Origin of the sequence: Rhizobium sp. Rhizsp42, from assembly GCF_047304155.1 — a bacterium.
Classification (GTDB): domain Bacteria; phylum Pseudomonadota; class Alphaproteobacteria; order Rhizobiales; family Rhizobiaceae; genus Rhizobium.
This window is the reverse complement of sequence record NZ_JBGLYS010000041.1, coordinates 1-19901: the sequence shown is the minus strand read 5'-3', so window position 1 is coordinate 19901 and position 19901 is coordinate 1. Positions and strand designations below refer to the sequence as shown.

The window sequence follows — 19901 nt, the reverse complement described above, 5'->3', positions numbered from 1 at the left end:
GAGCTGGCTTTCTAGAAAATTCAGATGTTAAGACTGAAGGCATCGCTTTCGCCCGCAACGAGCTCAAGCGGCCAAATCGTGTTGCGCGCGCCACCGGGATAGAAACCCGCATAGGCGGGCATGGTCGCAAGCAGCGTTTCCGCAAGCTCGGCGCCGAGGTCGCGCAGCGACATCCTGAAACATGTCAGTGCCGGCTGAAGGAACCGGGCGCGCGGCTCCTCGCGAAAGCCGATGACGGCAAGATCCCGGCCCGGGATGATGCCCGCCTCGACCATGCGCCGGTAAAGCCCGATCGCCATCAATTCGTAGATCAGAATGATCGCTGTCGGCCGGGGTTCTAGGCGAATGAGTTCGTGACCGGCCTGATATCCACCCTGCTCGCTCGACTTCGCGCGAATGACGAGCTCGGGATCATAGCCGATGCCGTGGCGTTCCAGCGAGCGGCGGTAGGCATCGAGGAAGATATAGCCGAGATTGACGTCGCTTGATGGGACCGCGATCGCGATCCGTCGATGCCCCTTGGCTACGAGCCGATCGACGGCGGAGGCCGCGACGCCTTCGAAATCGAGGTCGATCCAGCTGTAGTTGCCGCCGGACGAACTGCGGCCAAGCGCGACGAAGGGGATCTTCGCCTTCGCCAGGAAATCGATACGCTTGTCGATGCGCTGGGTGGCGGAAATGATCAGTGCATCCACGAGACGACGCGCCACCATGCGCTTCAGATATTCCTGAGGATCCTCGTCATTCGGGCAAGGCAGCATGATAAGGTCGAGCTTGTGGCGCGAAAGCACGCTCTGCAGACCGCCCGTCAGACCGAGGAAGAAGTTGTCGGCGTTTTCGACCGTTTCCTTGCTGGACTCGATCATCAGCCCGATGACGTTGGTCGTACCCTGCCGCAGGCTTCGGCCCGACTGGTTCGCGACATAGCCAAGCTCTTCGGCCGCCGCCAGCACGCGCTTGCGGGTCTCCTCATTCACATCCGGTTTGCCATTCAGCGCCCGCGACACGGTCCCGATCGAAATATCGAGATGCTTGGCCAGTTGGCGAATTCCCCTCATTCCGACAATCGTCCTCCCAGTGGCGATGGCTAGCCGACCTTATGTGACACACCAAAACCGATCCGGAAAGGACCAAGGGCAACGATATGTGGTGGAGCGGGAGAAGACGGCCGACCGTCGGCAACTTTCGCGCCTCGTCTGAGGTCTGCCTACTACAGATGCGGCGGTAGTCGCTAAACGCCGTTACGGAAAAAGATCCGCATCTTTCATAAACGGCGCCTGCGCATCCTTGGATGAAAGGGTGGGGGTTGTCTCTATCGGCCAGGAGACGTTCACCGTCGGGTCGTTCCAGATGATGGCGCGCTCATGTTGCGGCGAGTAGAAATCAGTCGTCTTGTAGAGAAATTGCGCGGTTTCGGACAGAACCACGAAGCCATGCGCAAAGCCCGGCGGAATGTAGAGCTGGCGCCTGTTGTCCGCCGACAGGATTTCACCAACCCATTGCCCAAAGGTCGGAGAGGATCGCCGCAGATCCACGGACACGTCGAAGACCTCGCCTTCGACCGCCCGAACGAGCTTTCCCTGGGCTTGGCTGATCTGGTAGTGCAGCCCGCGCAGTACGCCTTTGGCGGACTTGGAGTGATTGTCCTGAACGAATGAAACCTCGGCCCCGGCCGCTTCGTTGAAGCGGGCCTGGTTAAAGCTCTCGAAAAAGAAGCCGCGTTCATCGCCATAGACGGTGGGCTCAATCAGCAGGACGTCAGGAATTGCCAGCGAAGAGACTTTCATCGGTCAGCCTGCCTCCGCCAGAAGTCGCATCAGGTATTTCCCATATCCGTTCTTGCAGAGCGGCGCTGCCAGTTGCTCCAGCTGGCGGCCGGTGATCCAACCGTTTCGAAACGCGATTTCCTCGGGGCAGGATACTTTCAGCCCCTGGCGCCGTTCCAGCGTCGAGATGAATTGCCCGGCGTCGAGCAATGAATCATGCGTTCCCGTATCGAGCCAGGCATAGCCGCGGCCCATGATCTCAACGGTCAAGCTGCCGTCTTCGAGATAACGCCGGTTCAGATCGGTGATCTCAAGCTCGCCGCGCGGCGAAGGGCGTAGCGACTTGGCGAATTCGACGGCGCGTTCGTCGTAGAAATAGAGGCCAGTCACCGCGTAATTCGATTTCGGTTCCGCCGGCTTTTCCTCGATCGAGACCGCCCTGAAGCGCCTGTCGAATTCGACGACGCCATACCGCTCCGGATCCAGCACATGATAGGCGAAAACCGTCGCGCCGCGATCGACCGACATGCCGCTTGCCAGAAGGATCGGCAGGTCGTGGCCGTAGAAGATGTTGTCGCCGAGCACGAGCGCCGACGGCGAGCCATCGAGAAACTTCTCGCCGATGATGAAGGCCTGCGCCAGACCATCGGGCGATGGCTGTTCGGCGTAGGAAAACTTGACGCCCCAGGCGCTACCATCTCCCAGCAGCTGCTCGAAACGAGGAATATCCAGCGGCGTGGAGATGATCAGGATGTCGCGGATGCCGGCCAGCATCAGCGTGCTCAGCGGATAATAGATCATCGGCTTGTCGAAGACAGGCAGCAACTGCTTGCTCATGGCAAGCGTCGCCGGATGAAGACGTGTGCCGGATCCACCGGCGAGAATGATGCCTTTTCGGGTCACAGCGCCCACCCCCGTTCCTTCAATTGATCAAGTACGCGATCCACATGCACCGTCCATTCGGGCAGGGTCAGCCCAAGGGCGGAACTCAAAGCATCCGTATTGAGCGACGAATTGCGCGGCCGCGCAGCGGGCCGTGGAAATTCCTCGGTCGTGATTGCTTCGATATCGGCGGGATCGACCGCCGACACGAAGCCGATCTCAATCGCCTTCTGGACAATATGTCGGGCAAGTCCGTGCCAGCTTGTTCGTCCCGATGCGGTCAAGTGATATGTCCCGTCGGCAAGCCCACCGCGCCGGTTCGCGGCAATTGCAAGTGCAGTGACATCGGTAAGCAGCTCGACGGCCGTCGGAGCCCCGAACTGGTCCGCGACGATCCGCAGGTTCGGACACTCCCGCGCCAGGCGCAAAATCGTCTTCACGAAATTCGTGCCATCGGCCGAGACGACCCAGCTGGTGCGAAACAAAAGATGCCGGCAACCGGACTCGGCGATCGCCAACTCACCGGCACGTTTAGACTCTCCGTAGACATTCAACGGATGCGTCTCGTCGCTCTCGCGATAGGGCGTCTCCTGTCCACCATCGAAGACATAGTCCGTCGAATAATGAACCAGCAGCGCGTCGCTCCGGCGGGCGTAATCCGCTAACGCCTTCACGGCCTGGTGGTTTGCCCGAAACGCCGCGTCGGCATTCGTTTCGGCAAGATCGACCTGCGTATACGCCGCCGCATTGACGATGATATCAGGGCGGACGGCATCAAGACGGTCGGCGATTGTTTCCGGTTTGTCGAGATCAAACTCGTCGCGCGCGAAGGCTACGAGACTGCCGAATTGGAGCAGCGTGCGCTGAAGTCCGCGTCCCAGTTGCCCGTTTTTTCCAAGAAGCAGCACGGTCATGCGTATTGCTTCTCCACCCAGTTGCGGTAGCTGCCTGAGGTGACGTTCTCGACCCACTCGGCATTGTCGAGATACCATCGGACGGTCTTGCGAATGCCGCTCTCGAAGGTCTCGGCCGGCCGCCAGCCAAGCTCGGCCTCGATCTTGCGCGCATCGATAGCGTAGCGCCGGTCGTGTCCGGGGCGATCGGTGACGAAGGCGATTTGCTCGCTGTATTTCTTGCCATCGGGTCGCGGCTGCAGCTCGTCGAGGACCTCGCAGAGCGTGGTGACGACGTGAAGGTTGGCGCGCTCGTTCCAGCCGCCGATATTATAGGTTTCGCCCAGGCGCCCGGCCTCCAGCACGCGACGGATCGCGCTGCAGTGGTCCTTTACGTAGAGCCAATCGCGGATCTGCATGCCATCGCCATAGATCGGCAGGGGACGACCTTTCAGCGCGTTGTGGATCACCAGCGGAATGAGCTTTTCCGGGAAATGCAGCGGACCGTAGTTGTTGGAGCAGTTGGTCGTAACGACAGGAAAGCCGTAAGTATGGAAATAGGCGCGAACCAGATGGTCGCTCGCCGCCTTGCTGGCGGAGTACGGGCTGTTCGGCCGGTAGCTGGTTTCCTCGTTGAAAGCGGGGTCATCGGCGCTCAGCGTCCCGAAGACCTCGTCGGTCGAAACGTGCAGGAAGCGGAAATCTGATTTGTTCTGGAGGCCACCCCAATAGGCGCGTGCTGCTTCCAGCAGACGAAACGTACCGAGAATGTTGGTCTGGATGAAATCTTCCGGCCCGTGGATCGACCGGTCCACATGGCTTTCGGCCGCGAAATTGACGACCGCCCGGGGTTTTTGGCGCGCAAAGAGATCGCTGAGAAGCGCCGCGTCGCCAATGTTGCCATGCACGAAGATATGGCGAGGATCGTTCTCGAGAGACCGCAGGTTATTCAAATTGCCGGCATAGGTCAGCGCATCGAGATTGACGACCGGCTCGTCGTGCTCCGCCAGCCAATCCAGCACAAAGTTCGAGCCAATGAAGCCGGCTCCCCCAGTTACAAGTATCATCGCCTACGCACCTCTCAACCAACGCAAACACCAGGATTGACGACGAAATTTCAGTAGACGTTGCTCCGATCCTGCAAGCCGATCGCCGTCATCACGACGATCCTCAAATCCAGCCACAACGACCAATTATTGATGTACCAAATGTCGTGCCGCACCCGGTCCGCCATCCGGTCGACCGTGGGGGTCTCGCCCCTGTGCCCATTGATCTGCGCCCAGCCTGTCAGACCCGGCTTAACGTGGCGGCGAGAGGCGTATTGCGCGATCAGCGTTCCATAGAGATCGTCATGCGCCAGTGCATGCGGGCGCGGGCCGACCACGGACATCTCGCCGCGCAGCACGTTCCAGAACTGCGGCAGTTCATCGATGCTCGTTGAGCGGATAAAGGCGCCGACGCGGGTGACGCGCGGATCGTTGCGCGTCGCCTGGCGAATGTCGCCGGAGTCTTCCATGACAGTCATGCTCCGGAACTTCAGGATCCTGAACGGCTTTCCATTATGCCCCTTGCGGCACTGCATGAAGAAGACGGGACCGCGGCTGTCGCACTTGATGGCGATCGCCACGAGGACGCAGAGCGGAAGGGTTACCGTCAGCGCGCCAATCGAAAAGCCGATATCGAACAAGCGCTTCACGATACGCTCGACCAGGCCGAGCGGCGGGCGATGGATCTGGAATGCCCGGTTCTCGCCGATATCCTGAGCAAAACCCTGGGCAATATCGCCAACGAGACCGGAGAACATCACGCTGACCGGTACGCAGAACTCACGCAATGCCGAGAGGCACTCTTCGAGAACAGCGGCGTTGGCATAGTCGCCCCAGACAACCAGAACCTCATCGACATCAGCGATGCCGTTCTTCTGAAGCTTTTCATGCAGCAGGTAAGGAGGCTCATCGACGCCGCGGAGGTGCATCGTATGTTTGATGGACAAGCCGCCAAGCGCAGCCTTGTGGATGAGAGGCTCAACCGGCGTGGAATCGGGGCAGATCAACAACACGCGTCTGGTCGGAAAAGCTGCATGAGCAACCGCACGGTTCAGGTAAGAGCACCATACCAGCCGCAGCGTCGTCAGTGCGCCAAACGACAGCACGGCTGCGGAGATTATCGCACCACGCGACACCATTGTGCCAATCTTCAGGAAAAAGACAATCGCGAGAAGAAACGCAACGACCGCTGGCAGAAACGTGCAGACAATTGCCATCTGTCTGCGAAACGACAGTAGCCCGGCCGGGCGATAGGCGTGGGCACCGCCCATCGCAAGAACGAAAGCGGTCGCGACCAGCAGGCCAATGCCAGCATATCGGGACAGGTCGTCATCCATCCCCAAGAATACCTGTTCATAAAGCATGTATCCTCCGGCGCTCGCGAAGAATAACACCGCGAAATCGAGGATGGCCGCAACGTAAGTGGTCGCGACAGTATTGAAGCTAAACCACCGTCGATCATTTCTGGCTGAAAGCCGCACGCTCCAGCTTTGTTCCACTGGCATGGTCATAACGTTTTCCTCAACCCGCCAGCCTAGTTAACACAAGATTAATACGCCCAACAATTCGCCCAGGAATACTCCTTATTTAGTATTTTAAAGTAGGAATGCGTTTCGCGTTACAGTCTTGTCGACTATACGACTTGACGTTGGAGTAAATCTTCAAAAATACAAACCAAGAGTAGGCGCTTTAGATGCCCACAAATGCCGACCACTCCGGTAGTATAATATTTTACGACGATAGGGCTCTCAAGTTTGGAAACATGCGGTCGCCACATACCAAGGATTGGTCATAAAATCACGATACGAAATCTTTGGAGGCTTCACGCCTATCGGCAACTTCATCGACAAACAGGAGTTATTCATTCAACGGCAGCGATGCCCGACTTCAGAATAAATATATATTCAATATTAAAACCAAAAATTACGATTCTATACTTTTAAATAAAGCGAATTACTCATCGAAACGCTCATTTCTGTGGCGCCGTCACTCGTCCAGCGGATCGTCGTCATCGCCATCGAAGCCAAATGACCCGCCCTGCATTTCAACCGTCATTTGCTGATAGGCACGGGCCTTGATCTCGTTGCTGATCAGAACGATCCAATTATGGGCACGCCCAAGGCCGGACCCATTTTCCGGCATCACGAGCGCCATGCAGGTCATGACCCGTGGCCCGGTCTCACGATAGGGCTGCATGCTCCAGGCGAAGGGCTCATCCCGCTGGCGGCGCTTGCGAAATGTAACGCTACGCTTGCGCGCACTCTTCCACGCCATCGTCATCGACCTCTGTTATCGACGCTGCGAACACAGGACTTACGTCCCTTTTTATTTCGCGCCCGATAGATCGATAGAAGAGCGAGCTGCCTCGCGCGCAATGGCCGGCGGACCATCCCAGCCTGCGCGCATCGAACGGCCTGACTATCAGCGAGCAAGATCTTCGTAAGTCCCTCTGTCATCAGCATGCGCCTCAAATGTCATCTCACTCATGTCGCGATGAAGAGCAGCTTGCGCGCTCAGATGTCAGCTCGCCGGTTGGCGGAACGACAACGCAAAAAGCACGCGATCGGTGAGATTTTCTCAGCAGCGAATGTCGCCGACGAGCGGCTTCATGCGCCGACCTCCTATTTATCAACGACAGCGAGAGCTTAGAGGTGAATTGACCAAAGGCAGGGCGAACGGCGGAGAGGCGCTCAAGACATGGTCGATGAAGTATCTCTCCAGGACCTTGATCAGCGTGAGCGCCGATTTTTAGTTGTTTTCTCATTTCTTCCCCCGAAAGCACACAAAAAAACACCTCCGGAAAAGAAATTTCCGGACACTATACATACACTCTAAGGAAGCCACACTCGACGATATTGCTCTCGTTCACTTTATTATTAACGTGAAACAATGCTAAGCGCAAAAATTCAGCGATGCAATAGTCAAATTTCATTATGAAACGACGAAGACTGAAGCGAGCAGCAACAGCAACAAACCTAACAGAAACACCAATCATTGACATCGGTATATTCAGGCTGAGGCGTCATCATTTCGGATATACCGATAATTACAATTGCGTTACTTATAATAACGGACAAAGAAAGAACGGCAACCGGAAGTATTCTTTCGGCTGCACTTGTGGCTCGCGTAGCGCGACGACCAGCAATAGCACTTTGGCGCGAAACGATCAGGCGATCAGGCGGGGCTGGCAAGTACGGCACGACGCTCCCACCACACAAGCAGGAGGCTAGAGCAGACGATCACAACCGCGCCGGCAACGACGTTCACCGTTGGGACTTCTGACCAGATGAGGTAGCCCAAGAGAAACGCCCAGACGAGGCCGCTATACTCCATGGGAGCAAGCGTGGACGCCGGCGCGTGTCGGTATCCCTCATAGAGCAGGAATTGGCCGAGCGCCGATACAGCCCCGAGCCCCAGCATCAATGCCCAGCCGGTAAGATCGGGCGACTTCCAAACCCACGGCAGCATGATCCCGCAAGCGATGGCGAAAAGGAAGCTGGTCGCCATCATCTGGTTGAACGTGCTCTCGAAGCGGCTGACCAAGCGGACAAGCACCGTGCTCCACGCCCAGCAGAAGCCTGCAAACAGCACCATGAGCGTCGGCGCAAGGCTTGGCGAATGCGTAGGATTGGCTGCAAGTATGACGCCGGCAAAGCCCGCAAAGCAGGCGAACCATCGCATCGGGCCTACGTTTTCCTTCAATACGAAGATGGAAAGGAAGATGACAATGATGGGGGCCGAGAAGTATAAGGTCGTGATCTCGGCAAGGCCGAGATGCCTGGCGGCCGAGTAATATGCCATCCAGGCGCCCAGCATAAGCAGGGCGCGCAGGACGAGCGAACCGCGATGCGCGCTTTTCAAGATGGACGGATGGCGCAAGCGCCTGACCATGAAGCCCGCGACCGCAACGATGATCACGCTACGGATGAACAGAATTTGCGGCACCGCATAGTCCGCAACCAGCCATTTCACGATCGCATCCTGGATCGCAAACAGCGAATAGCCTGCGCATGACAGTGCAATACCAACGAGCGGGTTGGGCGAGGTGTCTGAAGCGCGGAAATGCATGATATGGCAGCCTGGATGCGGCATTAATGATGCTGTGCACCTAGCAAGAAGTTGCATAGGGGACAATGGCTAGTTTTGGTCCAGCATACATTAAGGATGCGGCAGGTGATTGACGTGGTGTGTTTGTGCGCGCGGTTGCTTAAACGCGCGATATTGCATACGAGCCACAATCGTAGTGTATCAACGAATGACTTCGAAATTTGGCGGAGATAACACGTGACCGACAAGAGCGCATCGATTACCCACGCGCTGCTTTCATGGATGCTGTGGCCAGCGCTATTTTCAGCCGGCCTGATAGGCGCGGGGTTCGCCTTTCAGAGCCATGCGCCTCTGCTGTGGTTCAACGTGGTCTACCTGGCGATCGTCTGCGCAATTGCGCTTTTCGAGCGCGTGATGCCATTCGAAAAGCAGTGGCTGCAGCGGGACGGCGAGACGTTCAATGACGTCGCGCATACGCTGCTGAGCAAGGGTGGCGTTCAGCTGGCCGCCGCACTGGGTGCGACCGCGCCGATGGCGGTCGCGACCGTTGCGCATCCCTTTGTTGTCGGCATACCCGATATCTGGCCCAGCAGTTGGCCGCTGGCGCTTCAGGTGTTCCTCGGCTTGGTAATCGCCGAATTCGGACTATACGTCGCCCACCGCGCGGCCCACGAGATACTGTCGCTCTGGCGGTTTCATGCCCTTCACCACAGTGTCGAGCGTCTCTGGGTCGTGAATACCGGCCGATTCCATTTCATGGACTCGCTGTTCAAGATTGCGCTCAGCCAGCTTCCGCTCTATCTCCTGGGCGCGCCGCTGCCGGTGTTTCTATGGATCGGCGCCGTGACGGCCTTCATCGGCCTTCTCACCCACTGCAACATCGACGTGCGCACGGGCCCGCTCGATCTGATATTCAGCACACCGGGCTTGCATCGCTGGCATCACTCGCGGGTGCTGGCCGAGGGCAACACGAACTACGGCGAGAACCTGGTCCTGTGGGATCAGCTGTTCGGCACCTACTTCAATCCCGACCGCCGCCCGTCGACGGATATCGGGATCAGCGGCCGCGTCTCCGACAACTTTATTGGGCAGCTGTTCCAGCCGTTCTCGAAGAAGGGCTACCGACAAATTCTTGGCCGCCGGGTACATCCCGACGGCCAGGAAACACGAACAGGTGATAAAGGATCGCGGAGTCCATCCGGCGCCATTAGCGAGAACCACCCGGTCAGCACGGATGGCACCGCCTAGCCTGACCTAGTCCGCCGAGGCGCTCCAGCGCGAGTCGGACTGGAACAGATCGTTCAGCTTGTAGGCAACCTCGGTACGGTTGGTCGCCTTCAGCTTCTTCATGATGTTGCGGATGTGAACCTTCACGGTGCTTTCGCGCAGATTGAGCTCATAGGCGATGATCTTGTTCGCCTTGCCCTTGCGCAGCGCCTGGACGACTTCGGCCTGGCGCAGCGTGAACATGCGAGAGAGCTCTTTCTGCCGCGGCGCGTTGTCGACAGGAGCCGACGATGTGAAGGCCTTGCCCGCCACGATGAAGGTGCCGCCCGCAACTGCCAGCCCGATGGCTTCAACGCAAACTTCGATGCCCACGGAAGTGGGAATGAAGCCGCGAGCGCCATGCTCGATCGCCCGGAGCGTCTGGTTGAGATCGTCACCATCGGCGAGGATGACGACCGGCGCCGGTGCGAGTTCCGTGGCGATGCTGGCGATCTCTTCGTAAAGAGCGCCATCGCTCGACGCACGGCCGGCGATGTTGAGCAGCACCGCCTTGACGCGCTGCGTTGCATCTTTCTTGCGCCGCCATTCTGCCACCGAGCCCACCGCGCAAGCCTTCATGCCAAGGCCGTTCTGCGTCAGCGTCGTCGCGAGGCATTCCCGCTCGAGTGTTCTGCCGTCGATGATAAGCAGGCACCGGTCTTCGCCGATAACCTTTACTTCGCCCAGTTCGCTGAGAACTCTGGGTGCCACGGCAACGGCCTGAAGTCTGTTGACAGGCGTGCGTCCGCTTTCAAATTCCGAAGGTACGTAATTCATACTAGCCTCATACTCAATAGTGTTAGAGGTGACCATTCGCAACGAAATGCAATACTCGGGGGACATCGGCGTGTATTAAGTCAGTAAAGTAGTTTATCCGTTTTGGATCACTTATTGCGTGTGGTTTCTACTTTATTAAGAACCTACATACATCAGTAGCGACAATCAATACAAAATATTTCGTCAGATTTAGATTAAAAATGCTCAGTATATAAAATTATACCACCTGCAGATAAAAACAGGAATTAATTTTTACTCCGAAGCAAAAACATCAACCAAGAAGCGTATGGCAATTATTCTTTAGAAATACCGTTTCTTAACGATAATAATCGTTTCTGTTTTCGCGTCACGGTATAGTGCCAAATCCCGTATTGTTCTGGCATAGACGAAGCAACGTCATCCCTGGGAAATACTGTAGCAACGACATTGTAACGGATCACGAAACCAAGCTAATCCAATTGGTTAATCCCTCGTTTACCACTCGAGCCGGGTTTTCAGGGCAATCTTCGGGGATATTGGGCGCTGTGGATAACATTAAGCCTTACCGCACGCCGATTGCCCGGCGCGCGAGGCATACAAGCCAGCAAGTGCGCGGCTGGAAGTCCAAGTCTTGCGGCGGTTTTACTGTCGGCCTCTGAAGCGACGCTGATAGGTCGCATCGTAAAGCGAGCTCTCGCGAAAATCGGTCGACGACAAGGATGGGCCGACGAAGATGATCGCCGTCCGCTCGATCGGCTCCGCGGCCACCTTGGCCTCGATATCACCGAGCGTCCCGCGCACGATCCGCTCATCCTGCCAGCTCGCCTTCACGACGATTGCAACGGGGCATTCGGCCCCGTAAAGCGGCGTAAGGTCGCTGACGACCCGGTCAAGGGCGTGAATGGCGAGATGGATGGCGAGCGTGGCGCCCGTGGCGCCAAACTGCGTCAGGGTTTCGCCACCTGGCATCGGTGACGCCCTGCCTGATACGCGGGTCAGAACTAGGCTCTGTGCGACCTCGGGAATGGTCAGTTCGCGCCCGAGTGCCGCGGCGGCAGCAGCAAAGGACGGCACACCTGGTGTCATCGTGTAGGCAATGCCATGCTTCTCGAGGCGGCGGATCTGTTCGGCAACGGCACTCCAGACCGATAGATCACCCGAGTGCAGGCGCGAAACATCCTCGCCGGCATTGGCCGCGCGCAGATATTCGGCCTCGATCTCATCTAGCGACATCGGAGCCGTATCGACGATCCGCGCTCCCGGCGGGCAATAGGCGAGAAGATCGGGCGAAACGATCGAGCCGGCATAGAGGCAAACGGGGCACTTGCCGATGAGGTCGCGGCCGCGCACGGTGATGAGATCCGCGGCACCCGGGCCAGCGCCGATGAAATGAACGGTCATATCCTTGTCCTCAATCCTTGACCCAGTGCCACTGCGTGACGGGCATTGCTGGGCGCCAGCCCGTCATCGCGCCGATCGCACCGGCGCGGGAAATGTCGATGCGGGTCAACGACCCGCCCAGGCTCGCGTGCAACGCCAGCAATTTCGCATCCATCTCGAGCGTCACGGCATTGGCAACCAGCCGGCCGCCGCTTTTCAGCGCCGCGATCGCCGCCTCCATTACCCCATCCTCGCTGCCCCCGCCACCGACGAAGATAACGTCGGGTGCCGGCAGCGATTGCAACGCCTGTGGCGCCGCGCCTTCCACGACCGCAAGCCCCGGCACGCCGAAGGCGGCCGCATTGCGCGCAATGCGCAAAACTCGCTCGCTAGATTGCTCGATGGCGATCGCCCGAAGCGACGGGTCACACAGCATCCACTCGATGCCGATCGAGCCGGAGCCAGCGCCGATATCCCACAGCAGCTCGCCATGCCGGGGCGCCAGCGTCGACAGCGTCAACGCCCGGATCTCTCGCTTCGTGATCTGGCCATCGTGCTCGAAGAGCGCATCGTCGAGGCCGGGCGCAAAGGCAAGCACACGGGCGCCCTCGCCGGCCACAACATCGATGGCGCAGACGTTCAGCGGATCGATGTCCTTGAGATCGAACGCATCGGCTTGGCAGGCCCTGACACGCTCACGCTCGCCGCCAAGCGCTTCGAGCACATGCAGCCGCGACCGGCCAAAGCCGTTGGCCCCGAGCAAAGCCGCGAGCTGCTTCGGCGACTCCTGATCGGAGGTGAGCGCGATGATGCGCCGGCCGTGGTGCAGATGCGGGCGGATGAGATCGATCGGGCGTCCATGCAGCGAAACGCTAGCAACGTCCTGCAACGGCCAGCCCAGCCGCGAAGCGGCAAGGCTCAAGGATGACGGCGCCGGTATCGTGCGCATCTCCGTGGCGTCGACGCTCCGCGACAGCGTGGCGCCCACGCCATAGATAAACGGATCACCCGAAGCCAAAACCACGACAGGTGAACCACGTCGCGCGGCGATTGCCGCGATCGAGCGCTCGAACGGGCTCTCCCAAGCCAGGCATTCCCCCTCTATGAGACCGGCCATCAGCGCATGATGACGGGCGCCGCCGAAAACAACAGACGCGGCGGCGATCAGCCGCTTGGCCTCATCGCCCAGCCCTGCTGGACCATCTTCGCCGATACCGATAATAGTCAGCCAAGGTTGGCCGGGAGCGGAAGATATATCAGCCATGAGCAAAATCCGCATTCTGATGCTTGGCGGGACGACCGAGGCAAGCGCGCTCGCCATGGCTTTGGCCACTCAGCCGCGCTACGATGCCCTGCTGTCGCTTGCCGGCAGAACGGTAAAACCCGCTCCACAGTCGCTGCCCACCCGCGTCGGCGGATTTGGCGGCGCGGAGGGGCTCGCGCGTTTTCTGCGTGACGAGAAATTCGACCTGCTGGTCGACGCCACTCATCCCTTTGCAGCGCGCATCTCGCAAAACGCCGCGCAAGCCGCCACGATCACCAGCCTGCCCGCCTTTTGCCTTCGCCGCGCGCCCTGGCAGGCCGAGGCGGGCGACAATTGGCGGCATGTCGCGAGTGTTCAGGATGCCATCGCGAAAATCGGGAGCGCGCCGCGCCGTGTGTTTCTCGCCATCGGTCGCCAGGAGGCGCACAAGGCGGATGCGGCCCCGCAGCACCACTATCTGATCCGAAGCGTGGACCCGGTCGATCCGCAACTCCAGCTTCCCCATGCCCATTATCTTCTCGACCGCGGCCCCTTCGATGTCGAGCGCGAGGTCGCGTTGCTGCGGGAACACCGCATCGACGTGGTCATCACCAAGAACAGCGGCGGCTCGGCCACGTATGCCAAGATCGCCGCCGCGCGCGCGCTCGGCATCGAGGTGATCATGATCGGCCGCGCCGAAGCGCCCGCCATCCCCACGGTCGCCACCGTCGACGAGGCCTTGGCGATGATCAATCACCTGCTGCCCCCGGGCTGAAACGAGGGGTATAGATGAGATCGGCCCTGCCCTTGCGTTCGATGATCTTCGTCTCCGCCGAGCCGATGATCACGCAGGTCGCCATATCGGCCGTCGCGGCATCCGCGACATCGAGCGGCTGAATGGAAATGCGCTCGTCCGGCCGTCCGGCGGCGCGACCGAAGATGACGGGCGTAGAGCCAGGAAGCTTTTTACGCAGCAGCTCGAACGCCTTTCCAAGCTGCCAAGGACGCGCCTTGCTGATCGGATTATAAAGCGCGATCACGAAACCGCCTTCGGCTGCGGCAGCAAGACGCTTTTCGATCGTCGCCCAGGGCTTCAGATTGTCGGAGAGCGAGATCGCGCAAAAATCATGGCCAAGCGGGGCGCCGACACGGGCGGCGACTGCCAGCATGGCGGTGATCCCCGGCAGGATGACGAGATCGACGTCCCGCCACGCATCAGGACCATTGTCGACCGCCTCGCAGACCGCAGCCGCCATGGCGAACACACCAGGGTCGCCACCCGAGGCGACACAGACGATCGCGCCCTCGGACGCGGCCCGCAACGCGGCGCCCGCGCGATCCAGCTCCTCACGGTTGTCCGAGGCCTGACGTATCTGGTCGGCCCGCAGGTTCAGGCGATCGAGATAGGGGCCGTAGCCCAAAAAGACTGTGGCCTTCGAAACGGCGGCCTGCGCCTCCGGCGTCATCTGATCGGGATTGCCTGGGCCGGTGCCGATGACGAAAAGCTGCCCGCTCATCGGTTGCTCTCCCAGCCGGGAACCAGCACCAGCGAAAAGTAGGGCGCGTCGCCTTCGGGGCGATCCGCGAGCTTGATCATCGCCGCGTTGGCCATAGTGCCGCGCTCGACGTAGACCGCTTCGGCAAGACGCCCGGACGCCTGCAGCGCGCGGCGGATCTTCGGCAGGTTGCGACCGACCTTCATGATCACCGCAGCGTGCGTATCAGAGAGGCGACGCTCGAGCTCCTGTTCGGCCATGGTGCCGGGCAGAACCGACAATACGTCGTCGCCCTGCACGATCGGAATGCCGGCAAGCGACCAGCAGCCGGACATCGCGCTGATGCCGGGGATGACCTCGGTCGGATAGCGGTTGGCGAGGCGCACATGCAGGTGCATGTAGGAGCCATAAAAAAGCGGATCGCCCTCGCTGAGGACTGCCACGGTGCGGCCGGCATCGAGATGCGCGGCGACAGCCGCCGCCGACTCCTCGTAGAAATCGGTGATCTGGCGCCGATATTCGGCTTCATTCTTCTCGATCTCGGTGGTCACCGGATAGTAGAGCGGCAGCATGACCGCGTCTGCCCCGATCAGGTGCTCGACGATCGCCCTGCCGTTGCCGCCTCTGCCGCGTTTGGCGAAATAGGCGATCACGTCAGCCGCTTCGATAGCCTTGACGGCCTTGACGGTAAGCAGTTCCGGATCGCCGGGACCGGTGCCAACGCCGATGAGACGACCAGCGCCGCTCATAGGCCGGGCCTCGCCAGAGCGTTGACGGCAGCTGCCGTCATGGCGCTGCCACCAAGGCGTCCGCGTACGATCGCATAGGGAACGCCGTAGGAATTCTCCGCCAAGGCATCCTTGGATTCCGCCGCTCCGACGAAACCGACAGGCATGCCGATGATCGCCGCCGGCTTCGGCGCGCCATCGCGCAACAGTTCGAGCAGGTGGAAGAGCGCGGTCGGTGCATTGCCGATCGCGACAACGCTGCCGGCAAGACGATCCTTCCAGAGGTGAAGGGCGGCGGCCGAACGCGTGTTTCCGGTCTCCTTCGCCAGCTCCGCGGTGCGCGGATCGTGCAATGTGCAGAGCACATCGTTCCTGGCGGGAAGCCTGGTGCGGGTCACGCCGTGCGCCACCATCTCGGCGTCGCAGAAGATCGGCGCACCGGCATGCAGCGCCGCGCGCGCCGCGCTGACGAAATGCGGTGCGAACACGAAATGCTCGGCGGCTTCAACCAGTCCACAGGCATGGATCATGCGCACGGCAACGTCGGCCTCCTCGGCGGAAAACCGCGACAGATCGGCTTCGCTGCGAATAATCGCAAACGACCGCTCATAGATGGCGTCACCGCTGTGGATGTAATCGTAGTCTGGCATTCCTATTCCTGTCGCAGTGCTCGCGTAATCGTGGCCGTCCCCACCCTGTCGAGACAGGCCCTAGCAGATTCGCCAGCTTGTCTTTCACTTTTGATGAGACGGGAAAGCCTCTCTATAGCGGAATTGATGTCACTACCAGCAATCTGTGCATCGGGCGCATCCGACGCGAGACCGTCCAGCACCAGATTATAGCCGTTTGCGGCGCCCGAGACCGTGAAGGCGGGGCGCGGATGCGCGCAACCCTTGGCGCAGCCGGACAAATGCAGATCGAGCGAGCCGTCCAGCACCTCGGGACACCGCTCGATCACCGCCTCAGCCAATGCCTTGGTGGCATAGAAGCTCGACGCGCAGGCGCCTGCCCCGGCACACGTGGCGATGCGCGATGAGAGATCGTCGCTATCAGCGGATAGACCGAAGCGCTCCGCCGATTGCCACACTGCCGCCGCGCTCTCTTCGCTCAAGCCTGTTATGAAAAGACAGCGATCGGGCGCCGGTCGGATGTCGGTCACATCGAGATCGCCGAGGAATGCCAGAAACTCCAGCAGGTCGTTCGCGTGTATTTGCCCGAAACGCGGCTTGAGACCGATCACCGCCGTACCGTCTTCCATTGCATGGATGCCAACCGATGGCGTCTCGCCCGCACGTGGCTGGCGCGAAATGGCGTGCATATCCGGGAAGACAGATACCAGCCGCTCCGGATCGACATCGCGACAACGCTTCTGCCAGCCGATCGAAAGCAGCAGCTTGAGCAAATCACCGACCGCCGCGATCGCCCTATCGGCAGTACCGACGGCAACCGGACGAGCACCGGCGCCATCTCCAGCGATGGCGACCATCCACTCTTCCGCCGAAATGGCCAGCAGCCTGATATCGGCCGTGACGTCGGCGAGATCGAAGTGCCCACCGCCATCGACGATGATCGACAGCTTCGGCGCAAGCCCTGGCGCCTGCAGATGCTTGGCGAGCCGTTCGCGCAGCAGCAATTCCATCGCGGCGGCATCCGCGACATCACCGAACGCCTCACCATGCAGCGGCGGCAGTTCGATCACGGGATTGGGCGAAACGATGATGCCCGCCGCATCCACCGCTTCGGCAAAGGGATCAACCGTTTCCGGCCGTAGCCCTCTGATCTGGAGGCTGCCCCGTGCCGTGATCTCGAGCAAACCGTTACCACACAGCAACGCGGCATGGGCGAGCTGAGCGCACTGATCGACCGTCGGGATGCCGCCCTGCGGACGCAGGCGCGCGAGCAGGCCATCACCCGTCGGCATCGGCTGCGCCAGGGTCGGACAGGCGCCGCGGCGCGCATAGGGTTGCGCGGCTTCGCCTGCAATATCCGTCTCGATGCGCTCGTCGCGTGCCATCTCGTCATTTCCTGCAGCCCTGCCCCCGCATGATCGCGAAGCGCGGGGCAAAACCATTTGCCAGTCAGAGGTCGTCGAAATCGCGGCCCTTGCGCAGCAGGTAGATATCCATGATCCAACCATGTCGCGCTCGCGCTTCCGCGCGCAGCTTCACGATATCCGCTGCGATGTCACCGAGCCGCCCCGAACGCACGATCTCATCATCCGTACCAAGATATGCGCCCCAGAAGATCTCGGCATCCGGATCCTCGATCTTGGAGAAAGCCTGCTCTCCATCCAGCATGACCACGGTGCTATCCGCCCGGTTCCCATGTTCGACAAGCCGCCGCCCCGTCGTGATCTCGACCGGTTTACCGACCATGTTGATCGGAATGCGATGGCTTGCCGCCAGGGCCTGGATGCTGGTGATCCCGGGAATGACGCTGAAGTCGAAATCGACGGTGCCGAGCTCCCTTGCCCGCTCGATGATACGGATCACGCTATCATAAAGGCTCGGATCGCCCCAGACGAGGAAAGCGCCGGTTCCGTCTTCGGGAAGATCGTTGATCAGCCGCACATAGGTCTGCGCCAGCGTCGCGTGCCAATCATCGACGCTTTCGACATAGCTGCGGTCAGCCGTCTTGCGCTGAGGAATGGCGAACTCGACGATCCGGGTCGTCGCATTGGTGACGAAGCGCTCGCAAATCTCGCGGCGGACGGAAGCGAGCGTCTCCTTCTCCTCGCCTTTCGTCGGCAGGAAGATCATGTCGGCGGCGTTCATCCTGCCGATGGCCTGGATGGTGACGTGCTCGGGATTTCCCGTTCCGATACCGATGACATAGATATGGCGCACGCCGGCTCTCCTGATCAATTCTTCCTGCTTTTGACGTACATGGTCCGGTGCCGCAAGGGCATGGATCAAACCGGCGGTGGGCAACCAGCGACCGATCGACGCTGAAGATTGCTGCCATTTTCGAATCGTGCGATCCTTTACTGATAATGGTCCGCCTGGCGTTGGCCCACATGCCGAGGACAAAGAACGGGCTGGTGATCAACATTTACCGCCCCCATAAAGCAGGAATAGCCGGGCATGTTCGCGGCAGGACGATCTTTCAAAGCGTTGACGGGACACATCAGAGCGCGCCGTATGCGCCCAACACCGATCTCTCGCGAGATACAGGCCAGCCTGACCGGAGACGTCTGGCGATGAAGCACGAGATCGATACCACATCGGTGATGACGCTGCTGCCACTCTTCGTTCGGGCGGAAGATGCCTTGGCACGGCTGGACGAGCGCGCGCTGCGATCCTCGATTGCCGACGGTTTTTCCGAGCGCCGCCACTTTTTCGATGCCGTCGGCGCCTTGTGGGTGGCGGGCGAACTGGTGCATCTCGAAGACCTGGTGCTGCACGACGCCCATATGGATGCCCGCGCGCCCAGCCATGAACTGACGATCGCGCATGCGGTCCTGCGCGCGCGCCGCAGGATATGGACGAGCGACCCCTATTGGGCCTTGAGCGAGACCGGCATGACGATTCTGACAGGGATCGGCGGCGAACAGCAGAGAGCGCCGGAACTGAAGAGTGCCTATCGCGATCACGACAATGACGACCATGAGCCCGATGCGCCATTGGCGACGGAACTGGCCGAGATCGATGCCGTGCTGGAGCGGTCGAGCCGGCTTCTCGACGATCTCGCCAGAGGCGTTCGTGAGGCCAAGCCTGAACCCACACGACCGGAGCGAGCGGACGACCGACTGGCGCTGCTTAATGACGAAGATTGGGACGAGGCAGCGCGCCTGCGCGAGTGGCGTTCCGTCATCGCCATTGCCGACGCCTTGCCGCCGACATTGGGCGCAGCCGCCCTCTTCGACGCGTGGGAACAGATCGAGCCGCTGCGGCGACAACACTGGCTGGGTGGACTACTGGTTTCCGGCTATCTGCGCCAGCGCGGCAAGATCACGTCGCATCTGTTTTCATTCTTTGCGGGCCTGAAGACCGTTCGCCACGAACGCCGGCGCTCCCGGCAACGTCTCATCAGGCTGCAATCCTTTCTCGAAGCCATGGTGGAGAGCGCTGATCTCGGCCTGAAGGAGATGGATCGACTGTCGCTGGCACAGCAGCAGATGCAGATGCGTTTCAAGGACAGGCGTTCCAACAGCAGCCTGCCTGACCTTGCGCAATTCGTGCTATCGCGGCCGATGGTGTCTTCGGCGATGGTGGCGCGGGAGCTGAAGGTCAGCGGTCGCGGCGCGCTCAATCTGCTCAACGATATCGGCATCCGCGAGATCACCGGGCGCGGACGTTATCGCGCCTGGGGCATCATCTGAACGTCCGTAAAATCTCAACATCTCTAAAACAGAAAAGCGGGGGGGGGGGGGGGGGGGCGCGGCCCGGCAGGCGCAGA

General features: G+C 60.2%; 19 protein-coding genes. 3 read left to right on the top strand and 16 right to left on the bottom strand.

What is annotated here, in order from left to right; translation table 11 throughout:
* Positions 1 to 20 precede the first annotated feature (20 nt).
* The 8 genes from ACCD05_RS27180 to ACCD05_RS27145 form a co-directional block, all read right to left on the bottom strand.
* Complete coding sequence (locus tag ACCD05_RS27180; RefSeq protein WP_413396680.1) at positions 21 to 1058, bottom strand: substrate-binding domain-containing protein; 1038 nt, start codon at positions 1056 to 1058, stop codon at positions 21 to 23.
* A gap of 183 nt (positions 1059 to 1241) precedes the next feature.
* Positions 1242 to 1787, bottom strand: coding sequence for a dTDP-4-dehydrorhamnose 3,5-epimerase (gene rfbC, locus ACCD05_RS27175; RefSeq protein ID WP_413396679.1), 546 nt, complete (start codon positions 1785 to 1787; stop codon positions 1242 to 1244).
* A gap of 3 nt (positions 1788 to 1790) precedes the next feature.
* The gene (rfbA, locus tag ACCD05_RS27170; RefSeq protein ID WP_047505434.1) at positions 1791 to 2669 is read right to left on the bottom strand and encodes a glucose-1-phosphate thymidylyltransferase RfbA; all 879 of its coding nucleotides are present in this window, start codon (positions 2667 to 2669) and stop codon (positions 1791 to 1793) included.
* Positions 2666 to 3562 (bottom strand): dTDP-4-dehydrorhamnose reductase, encoded by an 897-nt coding sequence (rfbD, locus tag ACCD05_RS27165; protein WP_413396677.1) that lies wholly within the window; start codon positions 3560 to 3562, stop codon positions 2666 to 2668. The genes rfbA and rfbD overlap by 4 nt, the downstream gene beginning before the upstream one ends.
* Positions 3559 to 4608 (bottom strand): dTDP-glucose 4,6-dehydratase, encoded by a 1050-nt coding sequence (gene rfbB, locus ACCD05_RS27160; protein WP_413396675.1) that lies wholly within the window; start codon positions 4606 to 4608, stop codon positions 3559 to 3561. The genes rfbD and rfbB overlap by 4 nt, the downstream gene beginning before the upstream one ends.
* 50 nt (positions 4609 to 4658) lie before the next feature.
* Entirely contained in the window at positions 4659 to 6098 is a 1440-nt protein-coding gene (locus tag ACCD05_RS27155; RefSeq protein WP_413396673.1) for an exopolysaccharide biosynthesis polyprenyl glycosylphosphotransferase, read from the bottom strand.
* Positions 6099 to 6573: 475 nt separating this feature from the next.
* A complete protein-coding gene (locus ACCD05_RS27150) occupies positions 6574 to 6861 on the bottom strand; it encodes a hypothetical protein (RefSeq protein ID WP_146618453.1) in 288 nt (95 codons plus the stop codon).
* A 900-nt stretch (positions 6862 to 7761) separates the two neighbouring features.
* A complete protein-coding gene (locus ACCD05_RS27145) occupies positions 7762 to 8655 on the bottom strand; it encodes a DMT family transporter (protein WP_413396671.1) in 894 nt (297 codons plus the stop codon).
* A gap of 261 nt (positions 8656 to 8916) precedes the next feature.
* On the opposite strand from ACCD05_RS27145, the gene ACCD05_RS27140 reads away from it, so the two are divergent.
* A complete protein-coding gene (locus tag ACCD05_RS27140) occupies positions 8917 to 9882 on the top strand; it encodes a sterol desaturase family protein (protein WP_413396727.1) in 966 nt (321 codons plus the stop codon).
* Between the two features lie 6 nt (positions 9883 to 9888).
* Here the strand turns inward: ACCD05_RS27140 and ACCD05_RS27135 are convergent, their stop codons facing one another.
* From ACCD05_RS27135 to cbiE, 3 genes are all read right to left on the bottom strand, one after another.
* Positions 9889 to 10677, bottom strand: coding sequence for a LuxR C-terminal-related transcriptional regulator (locus ACCD05_RS27135; protein ID WP_413396669.1), 789 nt, complete (start codon positions 10675 to 10677; stop codon positions 9889 to 9891).
* A 621-nt stretch (positions 10678 to 11298) separates the two neighbouring features.
* Complete coding sequence (cobM, locus tag ACCD05_RS27130; RefSeq protein WP_413396667.1) at positions 11299 to 12057, bottom strand: precorrin-4 C(11)-methyltransferase; 759 nt, start codon at positions 12055 to 12057, stop codon at positions 11299 to 11301.
* A gap of 10 nt (positions 12058 to 12067) precedes the next feature.
* Entirely contained in the window at positions 12068 to 13300 is a 1233-nt protein-coding gene (gene cbiE, locus ACCD05_RS27125) for a precorrin-6y C5,15-methyltransferase (decarboxylating) subunit CbiE (protein WP_413396665.1), read from the bottom strand.
* Here cbiE and ACCD05_RS27120 point away from each other — a divergent pair.
* Positions 13299 to 14054: a cobalt-precorrin-6A reductase gene (locus ACCD05_RS27120; protein ID WP_112436094.1), complete on the top strand. Its 756-nt coding sequence runs from the start codon at positions 13299 to 13301 to the stop codon at positions 14052 to 14054. The two genes, cbiE and ACCD05_RS27120, sit on opposite strands and share 2 nt — an antisense overlap.
* On the opposite strand, the gene ACCD05_RS27115 is transcribed toward ACCD05_RS27120, so the two are convergent.
* The 5 genes from ACCD05_RS27115 to cobF all read right to left on the bottom strand — a co-directional run bounded on the left by ACCD05_RS27115 (position 14029) and on the right by cobF (position 18349).
* Positions 14029 to 14796 (bottom strand): precorrin-3B C(17)-methyltransferase, encoded by a 768-nt coding sequence (locus ACCD05_RS27115; RefSeq protein ID WP_413396663.1) that lies wholly within the window; start codon positions 14794 to 14796, stop codon positions 14029 to 14031. The two genes, ACCD05_RS27120 and ACCD05_RS27115, sit on opposite strands and share 26 nt — an antisense overlap.
* Positions 14793 to 15524, bottom strand: a complete 732-nt coding sequence (locus ACCD05_RS27110; protein WP_413396661.1) for a precorrin-2 C(20)-methyltransferase — start codon at positions 15522 to 15524, stop codon at positions 14793 to 14795. The genes ACCD05_RS27115 and ACCD05_RS27110 overlap by 4 nt, the downstream gene beginning before the upstream one ends.
* Complete coding sequence (locus tag ACCD05_RS27105; protein ID WP_413396659.1) at positions 15521 to 16153, bottom strand: precorrin-8X methylmutase; 633 nt, start codon at positions 16151 to 16153, stop codon at positions 15521 to 15523. Before ACCD05_RS27105 ends, ACCD05_RS27110 begins: the two co-directional genes overlap by 4 nt.
* 2 nt (positions 16154 to 16155) lie before the next feature.
* Entirely contained in the window at positions 16156 to 17517 is a 1362-nt protein-coding gene (gene cobG, locus ACCD05_RS27100; protein ID WP_413396657.1) for a precorrin-3B synthase, read from the bottom strand.
* A 64-nt stretch (positions 17518 to 17581) separates the two neighbouring features.
* Positions 17582 to 18349 carry a precorrin-6A synthase (deacetylating) gene (cobF, locus tag ACCD05_RS27095; RefSeq protein ID WP_413396655.1) on the bottom strand — a complete coding sequence of 256 codons (768 nt, stop codon included), beginning with the start codon at positions 18347 to 18349 and terminating at the stop codon, positions 17582 to 17584.
* 353 nt (positions 18350 to 18702) lie between these two features.
* Between cobF and ACCD05_RS27090 the strand changes: the two genes are divergently transcribed.
* A complete protein-coding gene (locus ACCD05_RS27090) occupies positions 18703 to 19824 on the top strand; it encodes an RHE_PE00001 family protein (protein WP_413396653.1) in 1122 nt (373 codons plus the stop codon).
* Positions 19825 to 19901: the final 77 nt, after the last annotated feature.